Source organism: Stappia sp. ABD4_338 (assembly GCF_056312175.1).
Genome location: NZ_CM149982.1, coordinates 743,206 through 759,460, shown reverse-complemented (window position 1 = coordinate 759,460; position 16,255 = coordinate 743,206). Strand labels below are relative to the sequence as shown.

The following is a 16,255-nucleotide window of genomic DNA, read 5'->3' as shown; positions in this document are numbered from 1 at the left end:
CCTTGGACGTCCTTCTGCCCGTCCGACAAACCTTTGGTTCCCTCGTCATGCGCCACCGTGTGCGTCGGCGGCGCTTCCCGAGGCAGTTTCCCGCCTCAGAAACTATCCCGAATCCAGTTGCCGACCCTGGCCAGCGTGCTGGATCCGAATGACCAGCGCGACGCGATGTTGCGCGGTTCGAATTGTTCAACCTGGGCGACCTGCGGATAGATCAGCAGGCCCACCGCCGCGGCGAAGGCCGGCCCCTTGGCCGCCTCCGGAAGTCCGGCGACGCCCAGCGGGCGCCCGAGCCGGACCTGTCGGCCGAGAACGCGCCGCGCGACCTCGGTCAGCCCCGTGAGCTGGCTTGCGCCGCCCGTCAGCACGATCCGCTTGCCAACCCGCCCGGCAAAGCCGGAGGCGGCGAGCCTGTCGCGCACCAGTTCCAGAATTTCCTCGACACGCGGCACGACGACGCGCGTCAGCGCGGCTCGCGACACCTGACGGGGCAGATCGCTTTCCGCGTCCACCGGCGGCACCGAGATCATGTCGCGCTCGTCCGACTGCGACGGAAGCGCGGAGCCCTGAAGCGTCTTGATGCGCTCCGCGTCCACCAGTCGGGTGGAGAGAGCGCGCGCAATGTCCATCGTCACATGGTGGCCACCGACGGCGATCGCATCCGCATGCACCATCTGGCCTTCCACGAAGACCGAAATGGTCGTCGTGCCACCACCCATGTCGACGCAGGCGACACCGAGTTCCGTCTCGTCTTCCACGAGCGTCGAAAGACCGCTTGCGAAGGGCGTTGCAACCATCGTTTCGACGGCCAGGTGTCCGCGATTGATGCAAAGCTCGAGATTGCGCACCGGCGCGATCTCGGCCGTGACCACCTGCATGTCGACGCCAAGCCGCTCGCCCAGCATTCCGCGCGGATCGCGCATCCCGCGATTTCCGTCGAGCGTGTAGGCGATTGGCAGCGCATGCATGACCGCCCGGCCCTCTGCGACCGTATGGGCGCTTCCGGCGGCGAGAACGCGCTGGATATCAGCCTCGCACACGTCGTCGCCGGCAAGGCCCACGGTGGCGGTGATGATTTCCGAATGCAACCGTCCGCAGGTCACGTTGGTGATAAGCGACTCCACCGTGACACCGGCCATGCGCTCGGCCGCGTCGACCGCGAGACGGATGGCCTGCTCCGCCTCGTCCATGTCCACCACGACACCGGACTTCAGACCGCGCGAACGCTGGTAGCCGTAACCCAGAACCTCGATGGAATGCGTGCGCCCGGGCAGCACGCAGTCGTCCGTGCGCGGGCTCAGCTTGGCGATCAGGCAGCACACCTTGGTCGAACCGATGTCGAGCACCGAGACGACAACAGCCCGGCGTGCGGGCAGCGGGCGCATCCGTGGCAGATAGATCGGGGCGTTGCGACGGGTCATGTGTCGGCCCCTCCCCGGCGGCGTGTCCCAAACGCGCTCGCACCGGCCTTGCGCCGCATTGCCGCCTCGTCCGTCAGACGCACGATCAGGCGATCAGGGAGACGCAGGTCCACAACCGTGATGTCACGGGTGAGCAGACCGTTCTTCGCATCCATTTCCATCAGGTCGGCAAGAGCGGTCTTCACATTGTCTTCGGGAAGACGCACGGCGATGCCGTTGTCGAGAACGAGGTCCCAGCGCCGGTCGGAGACCAGCCGGGCGGCCCGCACCCTCGAGCGCAACTCCGGCATCGCGTCGAGATCGTCGATGATCTCCCGGCCCCGGGTCTGGGCACCATGGCCGATCAGCATCAGAAGATTGGCGTAGCGCCCATCGACGTCATCGCTGATGACCTGTCCCTTGCCGTCGATGACGGAAAGGCGATCACCGCGCTGCCAGAGCGCATAGGCCTCGCGCTCGCCGATCTTCACACGAAGCGTGTTGGGGTAAAACTTCTGGACCGAGACGTCTTCGACCCAGGCGATCCGCTCCAGCCGATCACGCGCCGCAGCAGCGTCGAAGAGGGCCAGCGACGTTCCCTGCTGAATCTCGAGAGCCTCGAGGATCTCGAACTCGCTGGTCTCCTTCTGACCCGAGAGTTCGACTTTCGCAATTTCGAAGCCGGCGGCGGACGTAAGTGATTCGCTAACCATGTGGCCGTAGCCGCCGACCGCGACGCCATAAAGGATCGTCGCGGACAGGAACGCGAGCGCGCCGGCGGTGCCCGTCCAGCGCGGCAGGTCCTGAAGAATTCCGGCCGCGCGCCACAGGGGGCGACGGTGCAAACGGGGCACGCCACGACCGCGCGGCGCGAGCGCCGCCTCGATCGGCAGGACCATGTCCTCTTCCCGTTTTGCCTTCAACGTCCGCAACTTGCGTTCTCCACGATCCAGCTTGTCAGCTCTTCGAAGGAATGACCGGCGTGCGCCGCGAGTTCAGGCACGAGCGATGTTTCGGTCATTCCGGGTTGGGTGTTCACCTCAAGGCAGATCAGTTCTCCGCGCCCGGACGGCTGTTCGTCGAACCTGAAATCCGCTCGTGTCACACCCTTGCAACCGAGCGCGCGATGCGCCTTGAGACTAAGTTTCTGTACTTCTTGGTAAACAAATGGTGAAATTTCGGCCGGAAGGATGTGCTGCGAGCCTCCGGGCGCGTATTTCGCGTCAAAATCGTAGAAACCGTGACCCTTTGGCATCACTTCGATGACACCAAGCGCAACGTCCTCCATCACCGCGCAGGTCAGTTCCCGACCCGGGATGTAGCGTTCCACCATCACCATGTCGCCATAGGGCCAGTCGTCGCGAAAGAGCTCCTGGGGCGGGTGCTCCGTCCCCTCCTGCACGATAAGCACGCCGAAGGACGAGCCTTCACACACGGGCTTGGCGACATAGGGCGGCTTGAGGGCGTGCGCGCGCGCGGCCTCGAGCCGGTGCAGCACCTTGTGTTCGGCAACGGGAATTCCGGCGGCCTTCATCACGGCCTTCGCCTTGCCCTTGTCCATGGCAAGCGCCGAGGCCGCGACACCCGAATGCGTATAAGGAATCCCCAGGATTTCCAGAACGCCCTGGATACACCCGTCCTCGCCATGCGGGCCGTGCAGGGCGTTGAAGGCCACGTCCGGCCTCAGGTCTGACAGAACCGCGGCCACGTTCCGATCCACATCGACGCAGGTGACCTTGTAGCCCGCCCGCTCGAGTGCCTTCGCGCAGGCCTCGCCCGTCTTCAGGCTCACGGGCCGTTCCGCGGACCATCCTCCCATCAGGACGGCGACGTGCTTCCCATCAGCCATGGCTGGCGCTCTCCTTGCTCACGGCACCACCGACGGCACCCAGAAACGGCTCGATCCCGACCCCGGTGGCAAACCGCCCGAGACGCTTGATTTCCCACTCAAGTGAGATGCCCGACGTATCGAGCACGCGGGCACGAACCGTCTCCCCCAGGCGCTCCAGGTCCTCGGCGCTCGCCTCGCCGGTGTTGATCATGAAGTTGCAATGCATGTCGGACATGCGCGCGCCCCCGATCTGAAGGCCGCGACACCCGGCTTCGTCGATCAGCTTCCAGGCCGAATGGCCAGGGGGATTCTTGAAGGTGGAGCCCCCGGTCTTCTCGCGGATCGGCTGCGCCTTCTCGCGATGCTCGTTGACGGCATCCATCTCGGCCCGGATACGTTCGCGCTCACGGGGCTCGCCGGCGAACACCGCTTCCGTGAAAATCATGTCGTGGGGCGCCGCGCTATGGCGGTAGCTGTACCCCATCTCCGATGCCGGCATCCGCAAGATCTCGCCCTTGCGCGTCACGGCCTGCAGTTCCCGCACCACTTCGACGGTCTCCGACCCATGGGCGCCCGCGTTCATGCGCAAGGCACCGCCGATGCCGCCGGGAATGCCCGCATAGAACGCGAAACCTCCAAGACCGGCCTCGGCGGCGGCTTCCGCGAGCCGCTTGTCCGGAACGGCCGCCCCGACGCGCATCGTCTCGCCCTCAACCGAAATCGCCCCGAACCCGCGCGCGGACAGTCTTATGACGACACCCTCGAGGCCGCCGTCACGCACCAGGAGGTTCGATCCCAGCCCGATCGGCAGCACCGGCACGCCTTCCGGGAGATGCCGGAGGAACAGTGCGAGATCCTCGACGTCGGCCGGCTGGAAAAGCAGTTCCGCAGGTCCGCCGACACGAAACCAGGTGACCGACGACAACGGCTGGTCGGCGCTCAGGCGTCCTTTCAAGCCGATCCGGTCCAGACCATGCGCCGCAATGAGACCGGCCCCGCTCATGCTTCCTCCCCGGCGCGGACGCGTTCCAGCGCCTCGGGAAGGGCCGCCGCCCACTGCGAAATGCTTCCCGCTCCCAGACACACGACGTAGTCGCCGTCCCCGGCGACCTTCGCGACGGTTGCCGCAAGCTCGTCCTCGCCGCCGATCACGTGAACGGAGCGATGGCCGCTGGCGCGGATGCCATTCGCAAGAGCAACATGGTCGACGCCTTCACGCGGGCTTTCCCCGGCCGCATAGACCGGCGCACAGATGACGTGGTCGGCATCGTTGAAGCAGGCACAGAACTCGTCGAACAGGCTCTCCAGCCGGGTGTAGCGGTGCGGCTGAACCACGGCGACGACAGAGCCGGGACAAACGCTGCGCGCGGCACCGAGGACGGCGCGGATCTCGACCGGGTGGTGGGCATAGTCGTCATAGACGCGGACGCCGCCAGCCGTCCCGGTCAGGGAGAAGCGTCGCTTCACCCCCCGGAAGCCGGAGAGCCCCTGACGGATCTCGTCTGCCTTGATGCCGAGCTTCCACGCAACCGCCACCGCCGCCGTGGCATTCGACACGTTGTGCCGGCCCGGCATGGGCAGGCTGAGCTCCTCGATCACCTCGCTCGTGCCCGCGACCCGGTCGCGAAGCTCGAGGGAGAACACCGTCTCGCCGTTGCGCGCCGCCATGTCGTAGATGCGCACATCCGCCTGCCGGTTTTCGCCATAGGTGATGATCTGGCGATCCTCGATGCGTCCGACCATGGTCTGGACTTCCGGGTGATCGAGGCACATCACGGCAAAGCCGTAGAACGGGACATTTTCCACGAACTGAAGGAAGGCGTCACGCACGCCGTCGAAGCTTCCGTAGTGATCGAGATGCTCGGGATCGACGTTCGTGACCACGGCAATGTCGGCCGGCAGCTTGACGAAGGTACCGTCGGATTCATCCGCCTCCACCACCATCCAGTCGCCCTGTCCCATGCGGGCATTGGTGCCATAGGCGTTGATGATGCCGCCATTGATGACCGTCGGATCGAAGCCGCCGGCATCCAGCAGGGCGGAAATCAGCGAAGTCGTCGTTGTTTTTCCGTGGGTGCCGCCGATCGCTATCGCCTGCTTGAAGCGCATCAGCTCGGCGAGCATCTCAGCCCGTCGCACCACCGGAAGGAACCGCTCCCGCGCGGCGACGAGTTCGGGATTGTCGCGCTTGATGGCAGAGGAGACCACGACCACGCGGGCGTCCTCGAGGTTTTCCGCCCGATGACCGATCGCAACCTCGATGCCCTTTTCCCGCAGGCGCTTGACGTTGGCACTCTCGCTGAGGTCCGAGCCCTTCACCGTGTAGCCAAGCATGTGCAGCACCTCGGCGATACCGCTCATCCCGATACCGCCGATCCCGACGAAATGAACGGGGCCGATGTCCTGGGGCATCTTCATGATGGAGTTTCCTCACTCTGGTCGCCCAGCGCGAGCGCCGAAATCGGGCGGCGCGAGGCGACATGTTCGACAAGATCGGCAAGCCTGCGCACCGCGTCGGGGCGTCCGACGTCCCGCGCGGCGGCAGCCGCCTTCGCCAGCCGGGCCGGCGCGTTCATGAGATCGATAATCCGCTCGGCAAGGGCGGGACCATCCAGGTCCTTCTGGGCAATCGGCCAGGCGCCGCCTGCCTCCGCCAGCACTTCCGCGTTGCGTCCCTGGTCGTTGTCGAGCGCATGGGGAAGCGGCACCAGGATCGAGGGGCGGCCGATCACGGACAGTTCCGACACGCTCGACGCACCCGAGCGGCACACGACGAGATGGGCGTCGGCAATGCGCTTCGGCATGTCGGGGAAGAATGGGGCAAGCTCGGCTTCCAGCCCGAGCGCGTCGTAGGCTGCTTTCACCCGGTCCAGATCTTCCGGCCGGCACTGCTGCACGAGCCGCACCCGCCGGCGCAGATGCCCTTCCAGACACTGCAGGGCTTCAGGAAGCACCTCAGAGAAGAAGCGCGCGCCCTGCGAGCCCCCGAACACGAGCAGGTCGAACCGGCCTTCCGGCTGGGGCTCCCGATAAGGAGCCGCCGCGGCGATCACCGCATCGCGCACGGGATTTCCGGTGCGCACCTTCCGCGAGGCCAGGGCAGGATCAGTTCCGCCCGCAAGGGGAAAGCTCGTCGCGATGGCCGTCGCGCGCGCCGCGAGCATCCGGTTCGCACGCCCCATCACTGCATTCGCCTCATGCAGCACACTGGGGGTACCGGTCAGCCAGGCAGCCAGCATCGGCGGAAATGTCGGATAACCGCCAAAGCCGACGACCGTGTCGGGCTTGAGGGCCTTGAGCAACACGCGGGCCTGCAGGGTTCCGCGCCCGAGCTTCCAGGCCGTTCGCGCGAGCGCCACGGGGGAGCGGCCCGCAAGGGTCGCCGAGGCGATCACGTGCATCTTGCGTGCGGGGAAATCACGTCCGATCTCGCCGACACGGTGGTCGGTCGCAAGTTCGACCGCATGGCCACGGCGCATCAGTTCGCTTGCCAGCGCCTGCGCGGGAAACAGATGCCCGCCCGTTCCGCCTGCGGTCAGAAGAAAGGTCAGTCCCATGTCCGCCTCACGCCAGACTGGAGGGGGACAGGCGCGAGACGATCACACTGTCATGGCGGGACGCCTGCGGTCGCCGGCGCGTCAACGCAAGCACGAAGCCCATGGACAGCGCGGACGCGAGGAGCGACGAGCCGCCATAGGAAATGAAGGGCAACGTCATGCCCTTCGCCGGCATCAGGTTCAGGTTCACCGCCATGTTGATGCAGGCCTGGATGCCGAAGAGGATCATGAGCCCCGCGATCGCGAGACGCGAGAAGGGATCCTCCTCGCGCGCCGCGTGAGACAAGCCGCGCAGCACCACGAAACCGAACACCAGAACGAGCAGAAGACACATGACGATACCGAACTCCTCCGCCGCGACCGCGAAGATGAAATCGGTATGGCTTTCCGGCAGCACCCGCTTGATGGTGCCTTCGCCGGGGCCGCGCCCGAACCAGCTTCCCGAGACGAAGGCCTCGATCGCGCGGTCGACGTTGAACGTGTCGCCCGAACCCGGGTCGAGAAACCGGTCGACACGGCTTTGCACGTGCGGAAGCATCAGGTAGGCGGAAACCAGGCCACCGACGCCGAGAACCCCGATCGGCACGATGGCCACCCACGGCAGGCCGTTGAGGAACAGAAGGGCGCCGAACACGATGGTCAGAAGCATCGTCTGGCCGAAATCGGGCTGTGCGATGAGCAGCGCCGCGGACATGATGAAGAGCAGGATCGAGAACAGCGTGCCCGGCACGTCCGGCCGGCGCCCGGCCTCCGAGAGCAGGAATGCCGACAGGACGATCAGGGCGGGCTTCAGGAACTCCGAAGGCTGCACCGTCAAGCCGACGAAGCTGATCCAGCGCCGCGATCCCTTGGCCTCGACGCCGAGGAACAGCGTCGCCACCATCATCACGAGAGACAGCACGAAGACCGCAAGCGCCACGCGCCGCACAAGCCTCGGACTGAGCGCCGACACGCCGAACATGACGACCAGCGCCGGGATCAGAAACAGCGCCTGGCGCTTGATGAAGTGGTAGCTGTCGATATCGAGCCGCTCGGCCACGGCCGGGCTGGCTGCGAAGGACAGCACGATGCCGCCAACCATGAGCACGACAAAGCCGGCAACCAGATAGCGGTCGACGGTCCAGAGCCACTCGGCGAACGGGCTGCGATCTGCACGGCTGACCATCAGGCGACCTCCTGTCCCGGCGCGTGTCCGGTGATCTTCAGGACCTCGTCGGCGAAAGCCTCGCCGCGAACCTCGAAATTGGCAAACTGGTCGAACGAGGCGCAGGCCGGAGACAGAAGCACCACCGGCTCCTCGTGGCTGTCCTCAGCGGCGTCCCGTGCCGCCCGGGCGACGGCGGCCTCGAGTGTTCCGCAGACCACATGCTCGACTTCGGAGCCGAGCGTGTCCGAGAAATCCCGCGCGGCCTCTCCGATGAGGTAGGCCTTCGCGATACGCCCGAACCAGGGACGAAGCGGCGCGATGCCACCGGCCTTGGCCTTGCCGCCCGCGATCCAGTAGATGCGCTCGTAGCTTGCAAGCGCCCTTTCGGCCGCATCGGCGTTGGTCGCCTTGCTGTCGTTGACGAAAAGAACCCGTTCCTTGCGGCCGACCACCTGCATTCGGTGGGCCAGTCCGGGAAAGGTGCGCAGCCCCTCGCGGATCGCCTCGTCCGCCACCCCGAGCGTTCGGCAGACACAGACTGCGGCGGCGGCATTCTGGGCATTGTGCGCACCGCGCAGCGATGCGATTCCAGACAGGTCGATGAACTCGGTCTCAACACCGCCGGCAGCCACGAAAAGCGTGGCCTCCCGGAAGAAGCACCCGTCACGGACAGGGCCCCTTGTCGAGATGCGCAGCACCTCCTGACCTCGCCCCTCGGCGCGATCGGCAGCGGCGCGCGACAGTTCATCGTCGACGCCGATCACGCAGGTCCTACTCGCGGACACGAGCCGTTCCTTGACGGCGGCGTAGTTTTCCAGCGTCCCGTGCCGGTCCAGATGATCGGGCGAAATGTTCATCAGCACGCCGACGCTCGGGGCGAGCCCCGGGGTCAGGTCGATCTGGTAGGATGAGCATTCGAGAACATGGATCCGCCCCTCATCCGGCTGCGCGAGTTCCAGCACCGGCACGCCGATGTTGCCGCCCATCTGCGCATCCCGTCCGGCAGCGGTCAGGACGTGGGAAATCAGCGCCGTCGTGGTGGACTTGCCGTTGGTGCCTGTGATCGCAACGAGCGGGCTTCCCGGTGAGACGCGCGCGCGGGTGCGCTCGAAAAGTTCGATGTCACCGATAACCTCGACGCCGGCCGCGCGTGCCTTTACCACGCTCCAGTGCGGCTCAGGATGGGTGAGCGGCACCCCGGGGGCCAGCACCAGCGCTTCGATGCCGGACCAGTCAACGCTCGACAGGTCGGCGACCGGGATCCCGGCAGCCGCCGCGGCCTGCCTGCCCTTCTCGCCGTCATCCCAGGCAAGAACATTTGCTCCGCCGGCGACAAGCGCGCGCGCGGCGACGAGCCCCGACCCGCCGAGGCCGAAGACGGCAACCGTTTTGTCCCTGAAGCCTTGCGCCGCGATCATTGCCTCACCTCAGCTTCAGCGTGGCAAGTCCGACCAGCGCAAGCACGACGGCGATGATCCAGAAGCGGATCACAACCTGGCTCTCGGTCCAGCCCAGATGTTCGAAGTGGTGATGGATCGGCGCCATCCTGAAGACGCGCTTGCCGGTAAGCTTGAACGAGGCCACCTGCACGATGACGGAAAGCGCCTCGACGACAAAGAGTCCGCCGATGATCGCCAGCACGATCTCGTGTTTCGTCGCGACCGCGATCGCGCCGATCATCCCGCCAAGCGCCAGCGAACCGGTGTCGCCCATGAAGATCGCGGCCGGCGGCGCGTTGAACCACAGGAAGCCGAGCCCCGCTCCGATCACCGCGCCGCACAGGACGGCGAGATCGCCGGCACCCGGCACATGGTGGATCTGAAGGTAGTCGGCGAAGACGGCATTGCCCGTCAGGTAGGCGACCAGTCCGAACGACGCCGAAGCAATCATCACCGGCACGATGGCGAGACCATCCAGACCGTCGGTCAGGTTCACCGCATTGCCGGCCCCCACCACGACGAAGGCCGCGAAGGGAATGAAGAAAAGACCAAGATTGAGCGTCAGGTCCTTGAAGAAGGGGAACCCGATCGAGGTTCCCGCGGCCCCGCTCTCCAGAAGCGTGACGGCGAAGGCCGCCAGCCCCGCGATCACGAACTCGAAGCCGAGCCGAAACCGTCCGCTGAAACCCCGGTGGGAGGACTTCGTGACCTTCAGGTAGTCATCGTAGAAGCCGATGGCGCCGAACCCGACGGTCACGCCGAGAACGATCCAGGTGTAGGGATTGGTCAGGTTCGCCCACAGCAGCGTCGCCACGATCATTCCCGACAGGATCATCAGGCCCCCCATGGTGGGCGTGCCCTTCTTGGTCAGGAGATGGCTCTGCGGGCCGTCCGCGCGGATCGGCTGGCCGTGTCCCTGGCGCAGGCGCAGGGAATTGATGATCGCCGGACCGAAGAGGAAGACGAACAGGAGCGCGGTCATGATCGCCCCGCCCGTGCGGAACGTGATGTAGCGGAACACGTTCAACGCGGAGAACTGATCCGAAAACTCGACGAGAAAATAAAGCATCGTTGCGGCGTTCCTATTCGGCACCATCGTCGTCAGCTGGGAACTCGCGCCTCAGCGCGTCGACCAGCGGCCCCATCCGGGTGCCGAGGGATCCCTTGATCATGAGGACGTCACCCGGACGCAGCTCCTCCAGGAGCAACGGCCGCAGGCTTGACGCCTCTTCGGCATAGGCGCCCTTCAGGTGCTTCGGCAAGCCGTCCCAAAGTGCGTGCATCCGCGTACCCACGCAGTAGACCAGGTCGGCACGGCTCGCGCGCACCGGCCCAAGCAGTCCCGCGTGGTGCTGCCCTTCGGCTTCGCCCAGCTCGAGCATGTCGCCGAGCACGGCAATCCGGCGCCCGTTGCGACCCGTGGGCGTTTCACCCAGCAGGTTGAGCGCCGCGCGCATGGATGACGGGTTGGCATTGTAGCTCTCGTCGATCAGAGTCGCTGCCCCGTCGCGAAGGGTGAGTGTGACCTGGGCTCCCCGCCCCTTGGGAGCGTGGAAATCAGCAAGGGCCAGCCCGGCCAGAGCCAGGTCGCCGCCCAGTTCGGCGACGGCAGCAAGCACCGCGAGACTGTTTGTCACCAGGTGCTGGCCTGGCGCGCCGATCTTGTAGGTGATCTGCTTGTCGAAGATGTGGCCGGAAATGGACGTGCAGCCGGTTTGTGCGGACACATTTTCTGCCCTGGCGTCCGCCATGCCCTCGCGCCCGAAGGTTGCCAACCGCTCGACACCGGCGGTTTTCGCCAGATAGGTCAACAGGTCGAATTGGTCGTTGTCGCGGTTGAGAAGCGCCAGACCACCCGGCTCGAGTCCGTGGAAAATCTCCGCCTTTGCCTGCGCGATCCGCTCCACCGAGCCGAAGAACTCCAGATGGACGGGCCCGACGGTGGTGATGATGACCACATGCGGGCGCACGAGCTGGACCAGCGGTGTGATCTCACCGGGATGGTTCATGCCGATTTCAAAGATGCCGAAGCGCGTTGCCGCCGGCATCCGCGCGAGCGTCAGCGGCACGCCCCAGTGATTGTTGAACGAGGCGACCGGGGCATGGGACAGGCCCGAGCGGTCGAGCGCGAGCTTCAGCATGTCCTTGGTGCTTGTCTTTCCCACCGACCCGGTAACGGCGACGATGCGGGCACGCGAGCGCGCACGTGCCGCACGAGCCAGGTCGCGCAGCGCGGCAAGCGGATCCTCGACGACCAGATAGCTCCCCGTTCCGGGGAGTTCGCCAAGCTTCTCGCGCGCCACGATGGCAAGCGCTGCCCCGGCGTCCATCGCGGCCCCCGCGAACTGGTGCCCGTCGAAGCGGTCACCGGCAATCGCCACGAAGGCGTCCCCCTCGACAAGCGTGCGAGTGTCGATGGAAAGACCGGTAATCGCGTCCCGCTTGCAGTTGACGGCCTCGCCACCGGTCGCCTCGACCATCTCCGCAAGCGTCCACAGCGGGCGATCGGGGTCGACCTCTTCCGGCTCGCTTTCCAGTGCTTCCGGAACGGACGCGCCAAGCCCGGCGACGGCGGCAGCGGCGGCCGCCGCGACAAATGGAGATCCGTCAGACGCAATCAGGGGCTCGGGCTCGGGCTCGGGCTCGGGCTCGGGCTCGGGCTCGGGCTCGGGCTCGGGCTCGGGCTCGGGCTCGGGCTCGGGCTCGGGCTCGGGCTCGGGCTCGGGAAGAGCTTCATCCGAAGCCGATAGATCGGCAAGGTCCGCGTCTTCGTCCTGCGGCACATGCGCTTCCGCAGCCTCGGCGTCGGAAGGCACCACCTCGTCCTCAAGACTTTCGGCTTCGGCTTCGGCTTCGGCTTCGGCTTCGGCTTCGGCTTCGGCTTCGGCTTCGGCTTCGGCTTCGGCTTCGGCTTCGGCTTCGGCTTCGGCTTCGAAAGTGGACTCCTCGGCGGTAGCGTCCGCAAGCTCTTGTTCGGGCTCGCTTTCAGACCCGGCGTGAAGCGCGAGCAGTTCCGCCTCAAAGGCGTCCGCCTCCGGATGACCATCATCCGCCCCGGCCTCGGCAGGGTCGGCGCGATCGTCGTCCACACTCTCCTGATCGCCAACCCCTTGATCGTCCGCGAGGTCGGCCAACAGGTCATCCTCGCTGAGCGACACGAGCGGCGCGGATGCTCCCTCCGTTTCGGGAGCGGCCTCTTGCACCGTCTCATCCGCCACGTCGAATGGCGAGCTTTCACTCACGATGTCGTCGAGAAGCACGTCGAGGGCATCGTCGCCAGTGTCGTCGGTGTCATCAGACCCGGTTTCCTGCTCCTGGGCAGGCGCGGCGATGGGCTCCTCATCCGGCGTGGAGCCATCCTCGTCCGCGAAAAGGTCGTCCTCGCCGCTGGTCCCGGATACCGAGGTTTCACGTCCCTCCATGACGAGTTCGCCGAGAAGCGCCTCGAAGTCATCGTCGTCGGCAAGCACCGGTTCGGCTTCCTCGCCGGACGCGGCGTCCTGCGCCTCATCGGTCTCTGCCTCAAGGCCGGCCGAGGCGGAAAGCTCCTCCTCGAAGGCTCCGGCAAGATCAAGATCGAGGCCCGACCCGTCCGTATCCTCGGATGCGGCGGCGAAAAGCGCGGCCTCGGCGGCGGACGCGATGGCCGCCCGCGCGGCCTCATGATCGGAGAACGGAAGAACCTGGTCGCCAACGATCTGGCCTGTCTCATGGCCCTTGCCGGCGATGCAGAGCACGTCACCATCCTGCAACATGCCGACGGCGGCTTCGATGGCTGCGTGACGGTCGGGAATTTCCAGCGCCCCCGGCGCCGCCGCGAGGATCTCGGCCCGGATCTCGGCCGGATCCTCCCCGCGCGGATTGTCGTCGGTGACGATCACCACGTCCGCCTGACGCGCAGCCGCCTCGCCCATCAGTGGACGCTTGCCCTTGTCCCGGTCCCCGCCCGCGCCAAAGACGACCACGAGGCGTCCCTTCGTGAAGGGACGCAGGGCCGCGAGCGCCGTATCCAGCGCGTCAGGCTTGTGGGCGTAGTCGACAAAGACAAGAGCGCCGTCATCGGTTTCGCCGACGCGCTCAAGGCGACCCGGCGCGCCTTCAAGATGTTCGAGCGCGGACAGGGCGACATCGCGCTCGACACCCGCGCAGATGGCGAGCCCCGCCGCGATCAGTGCATTGGACACCTGAAAGCGCCCCGCGAGCGGCAGGCGCACCTCGCGCGGCCCCTCCGAGGTCTCGAGCGACAGGACCTGCTCGAAGCCTTCATGCCGGATATCGACGAGCGTAAGATCCTCGCCCCCCTCTCCAACGGTGAACAGCGGATGCCCGCAGGCGCGCGCCACCTCCATGATCGCGTCGGCATAGGGCGCGGAAGGCTCGACCACGACCGGGCGCCCCGGATCCAGCAGGGTGTCGAACAGACGCAGCTTGGCCTGAAGATACTCGCCCACGCTCGCATGATAATCGAGATGGTCTCGGCCCAGGTTGGTGAAACCGGCAGCGCAAAGCCTCAGGCCGTCCAGCCGCCGCTGGTCGAGACCATGGCTCGAGGCCTCCAGAGCGGCGTGGGTGATCCCGTCGCGATCGAGCTCCGCCAGTGTTTCATGCAGCGTGATGGGATCCGGCGTCGTCAGCCCGCCATAGTGTGCCCCCCGGCTCGTGACCGTGCCGATGGTGCCGAGGCTCGCCGCCTCGAGGCCCGCGAAGGCAAAGATCTGTCGTGTGAAGACGGCAACCGACGTCTTGCCGCTGGTACCGGTCACGGCAACGAGCTTTTCCGGCTGGCCGGCATGGAAGCGTGCGGCCATGAGGGCAAGCGCCCGCCGCGGGTCGTCGCTCAGGATAACGGGACACCGCCCCGAGACCCGTTCGAGCACGTCGAAGGGCGTATCGGCTGCCACCAGGACCGCGCTCGCTCCCTCGTCGCAGGCCGCGTCGATGAAGTCGGTCCCGTCGCTGCGCGCGCCCCTGAGTGCGGCAAACAGATAGCCTTCGCCGACGGTTCGGCTGTCTGCGGACAAACCGGTGATTTCGGTTTCGAGTTCTGTCGCGGCGAGCGCCGCGTCGCCGGTCAGGTCCTTCAGCAGCATGATGTGCGCCAATATCCGTTTGCGTCGTCGTCGGGAGCAATACGGAACATTGGTGCGACCCCGTTCCGCCTTCCTCCGCTCAGTAGGAAATCGATATCGTCTCGGTCTTGTCCCCGAACTTGGGCAGGACACCCAGCATGGGCGCGATGCGTCCAATGATCCCCGACACGGTCGGAGCGGCATTCAGGCCCGCCGTCGCGCCAATGCCCTCGCGCTCCGGCTTGGGTTCGTCGATCACGACAAGCACGACGTATTTCGGCTTGTCCATCGGGAAGGCAGAAAGGAAAGAATTGCGGCGCTTGTTGGAAACATAGCGGCCGCCCTCGATCTTCTCCGCCGTGCCGGTCTTCCCGCCGACGAGATAGCCGGGCACTTTCGCGCGCCGGCCGGAGCCCTGCAGCACGTTCAGGCGGAAAAGATAGCGCATGATTGCGCTCGTGTGTTCCGACACGACACGCTTCTTGAGCGACGCGGCCTCCTCGGCCGTACGCGGCAGGAATGTCGGCGGAACCAGTTCGCCGCCGTTGACGAGCGCCGCTGCCGCCACCGCCGTCTGCAGCGGCGTCACCGAGATACCGTGACCGAAGGAGATCGTGATCGCGGCCAGTTCATTCCATTTGGGCGGCAGAAGCGGCGTGGCCACCTCCGGAAGCTCGGTGTCGAGCCGCGTTGTCAGGCCCACCTTCTTCAGGAACGCCTGCTGGTGATCGATACCGGCGGAAAGCATCATCTTCGCCGTGCCGATGTTGGACGAATAGATGAAGGTCTCGGCAACCGAAAGCGGACGATGCTTGCCGTGGAAATCGTTGATGGTGCGCCCACCGATACGGATCGGACGGGTGGCGTCGAACATGTCGTCCATCGTCACCTTGCCGCTGTCCAGAGCCATGGCGACGGTGAAGCCCTTGAACACGGACCCCATCTCGTAGACGCCGCCGCTGGCGCGGTTCATGCGGTTGGGGTCAAGCGCCTGGGACCGGTCGTTGGGATCGAAATCCGGCAGCGACGACATCGCGATCACCTCACCGGTTTCCACATCGAGCACGATGCCCATGGCCGCGATGGCCTTGTAGCGCTCCATGGCCTTGGCCAGTTCGTCCCGCACCACATGCTGGGCACGCAGATCGATCGACAAAGCCACGGGCTCCATCGAGCGATTGCTGGTCAGGCCGAGTTTCTGCAGGTCGCCAAGCCATGCCCGGTCGACGGAGAGCTCCATGCCCGAGATGCCCTGGTTGTCCACATTGACGGAACCGACGATATGGCTCGCGGTCGGGCCGCCGGGATAGAAGCGGCTGTTCTCCTCCAGAAAGCCGATCCCCGGAATTCCGAGATCGTGCAAGCGGTTGCGCTGTCGCGGCGTGAGTTCGCGCTTCAGCCAGATGAAGCCCGCATTGCTGGCGAGACGCGCGCGCACGCGGTCCGTGCCCAGTTCCGGCAGCACGCTGGCAATGCCTTCAAGCGCCTCGTCCACGTCGATGATCTTGCGCGGCTCCGCGTAGAGCGAGGCCGTCTTGATGTCTGTGGCGAGGATCTGCCCGTTGCGGTCGACAAGATTGGGACGCGCTGCCGCAACGCTGTCCTGCGCGGAGATGTAGGACGCCGAGCGGGCCTCCTCGCTCATGCCCAGCATCACGAGCCGGCTGGCGATCGCCACGAAAACCAGCGTGAACATCACCATCGCCATATGGACACGTGCCCGCGTGGCACGGGACGACGGCGCACGCGGAATGCGCCGCTCGCCCACGGCGCGGCGCTGAAGAAAGGAAACCGGCTGCTCGGTGATCGCCATGC

At 66.1% G+C, this 16,255-nt stretch carries 11 protein-coding genes; all 11 read right to left on the bottom strand.

Going from position 1 to position 16,255, the window contains the following annotated elements; translation table 11 throughout:
• Positions 1 to 95 precede the first annotated feature (95 nt).
• Positions 96 to 1,418, bottom strand: a complete 1,323-nt coding sequence (gene ftsA, locus ACYX4S_RS03385; protein WP_293723504.1) for a cell division protein FtsA — start codon at positions 1,416 to 1,418, stop codon at positions 96 to 98.
• Positions 1,415 to 2,296, bottom strand: a complete 882-nt coding sequence (locus ACYX4S_RS03380; RefSeq protein WP_476361888.1) for a cell division protein FtsQ/DivIB — start codon at positions 2,294 to 2,296, stop codon at positions 1,415 to 1,417. The genes ftsA and ACYX4S_RS03380 overlap by 4 nt, the downstream gene beginning before the upstream one ends.
• Before the next feature lie 20 nt (positions 2,297 to 2,316).
• Positions 2,317 to 3,246, bottom strand: a complete 930-nt coding sequence (locus ACYX4S_RS03375; protein ID WP_422069528.1) for a D-alanine--D-alanine ligase — start codon at positions 3,244 to 3,246, stop codon at positions 2,317 to 2,319.
• Complete coding sequence (gene murB / locus ACYX4S_RS03370) at positions 3,239 to 4,231, bottom strand: UDP-N-acetylmuramate dehydrogenase (protein WP_476361887.1); 993 nt, start codon at positions 4,229 to 4,231, stop codon at positions 3,239 to 3,241. The genes ACYX4S_RS03375 and murB overlap by 8 nt, the downstream gene beginning before the upstream one ends.
• Positions 4,228 to 5,646, bottom strand: a complete 1,419-nt coding sequence (gene murC, locus ACYX4S_RS03365) for a UDP-N-acetylmuramate--L-alanine ligase (protein WP_476361886.1) — start codon at positions 5,644 to 5,646, stop codon at positions 4,228 to 4,230. The genes murB and murC overlap by 4 nt, the downstream gene beginning before the upstream one ends.
• Positions 5,643 to 6,785: an undecaprenyldiphospho-muramoylpentapeptide beta-N-acetylglucosaminyltransferase gene (gene murG, locus ACYX4S_RS03360; RefSeq protein ID WP_476361885.1), complete on the bottom strand. Its 1,143-nt coding sequence runs from the start codon at positions 6,783 to 6,785 to the stop codon at positions 5,643 to 5,645. Before murG ends, murC begins: the two co-directional genes overlap by 4 nt.
• Positions 6,786 to 6,792: 7 nt before the next feature.
• Positions 6,793 to 7,950 (bottom strand): putative lipid II flippase FtsW, encoded by a 1,158-nt coding sequence (ftsW, locus tag ACYX4S_RS03355; RefSeq protein WP_293723490.1) that lies wholly within the window; start codon positions 7,948 to 7,950, stop codon positions 6,793 to 6,795.
• Complete coding sequence (murD, locus tag ACYX4S_RS03350) at positions 7,950 to 9,350, bottom strand: UDP-N-acetylmuramoyl-L-alanine--D-glutamate ligase (RefSeq protein ID WP_476361884.1); 1,401 nt, start codon at positions 9,348 to 9,350, stop codon at positions 7,950 to 7,952. The genes ftsW and murD overlap by 1 nt, the downstream gene beginning before the upstream one ends.
• A gap of 4 nt (positions 9,351 to 9,354) precedes the next feature.
• The gene (gene mraY / locus ACYX4S_RS03345; RefSeq protein ID WP_293723485.1) at positions 9,355 to 10,440 is read right to left on the bottom strand and encodes a phospho-N-acetylmuramoyl-pentapeptide-transferase; all 1,086 of its coding nucleotides are present in this window, start codon (positions 10,438 to 10,440) and stop codon (positions 9,355 to 9,357) included.
• Positions 10,441 to 10,453: 13 nt separating this feature from the next.
• Positions 10,454 to 14,461 (bottom strand): UDP-N-acetylmuramoylalanyl-D-glutamyl-2,6-diaminopimelate--D-alanyl-D-alanine ligase, encoded by a 4,008-nt coding sequence (locus ACYX4S_RS03340; RefSeq protein ID WP_476361883.1) that lies wholly within the window; start codon positions 14,459 to 14,461, stop codon positions 10,454 to 10,456.
• Between the two features lie 79 nt (positions 14,462 to 14,540).
• Entirely contained in the window at positions 14,541 to 16,253 is a 1,713-nt protein-coding gene (locus tag ACYX4S_RS03335) for a peptidoglycan D,D-transpeptidase FtsI family protein (RefSeq protein WP_293724515.1), read from the bottom strand.
• Positions 16,254 to 16,255 lie beyond the last annotated feature (2 nt).

Excerpts from the sequence above, each read along its gene's own strand:
- ACYX4S_RS03380 (WP_476361888.1), bottom strand. The coding sequence starts at position 2,296 with ATGGTCCTGCCGATCGAGGCGGCGCTCGCGCCGCGCGGTCGTGGCGTG.
- murB (WP_476361887.1), bottom strand. The coding sequence starts at position 4,231 with ATGAGCGGGGCCGGTCTCATTGCGGCGCATGGTCTGGACCGGATCGGC.
- ACYX4S_RS03340 (WP_476361883.1), bottom strand. The coding sequence starts at position 14,461 with ATGCTGCTGAAGGACCTGACCGGCGACGCGGCGCTCGCCGCGACAGAA.
- murG (WP_476361885.1), bottom strand. The coding sequence starts at position 6,785 with ATGGGACTGACCTTTCTTCTGACCGCAGGCGGAACGGGCGGGCATCTG.
- ACYX4S_RS03335 (WP_293724515.1), bottom strand. The coding sequence starts at position 16,253 with ATGGCGATCACCGAGCAGCCGGTTTCCTTTCTTCAGCGCCGCGCCGTG.
- murC (WP_476361886.1), bottom strand. The coding sequence starts at position 5,646 with ATGAAGATGCCCCAGGACATCGGCCCCGTTCATTTCGTCGGGATCGGC.
- murD (WP_476361884.1), bottom strand. The coding sequence starts at position 9,350 with ATGATCGCGGCGCAAGGCTTCAGGGACAAAACGGTTGCCGTCTTCGGC.
- ftsA (WP_293723504.1), bottom strand. The coding sequence starts at position 1,418 with ATGACCCGTCGCAACGCCCCGATCTATCTGCCACGGATGCGCCCGCTG.
- mraY (WP_293723485.1), bottom strand. The coding sequence starts at position 10,440 with ATGCTTTATTTTCTCGTCGAGTTTTCGGATCAGTTCTCCGCGTTGAAC.
- ACYX4S_RS03375 (WP_422069528.1), bottom strand. The coding sequence starts at position 3,246 with ATGGCTGATGGGAAGCACGTCGCCGTCCTGATGGGAGGATGGTCCGCG.
- ftsW (WP_293723490.1), bottom strand. The coding sequence starts at position 7,950 with ATGGTCAGCCGTGCAGATCGCAGCCCGTTCGCCGAGTGGCTCTGGACC.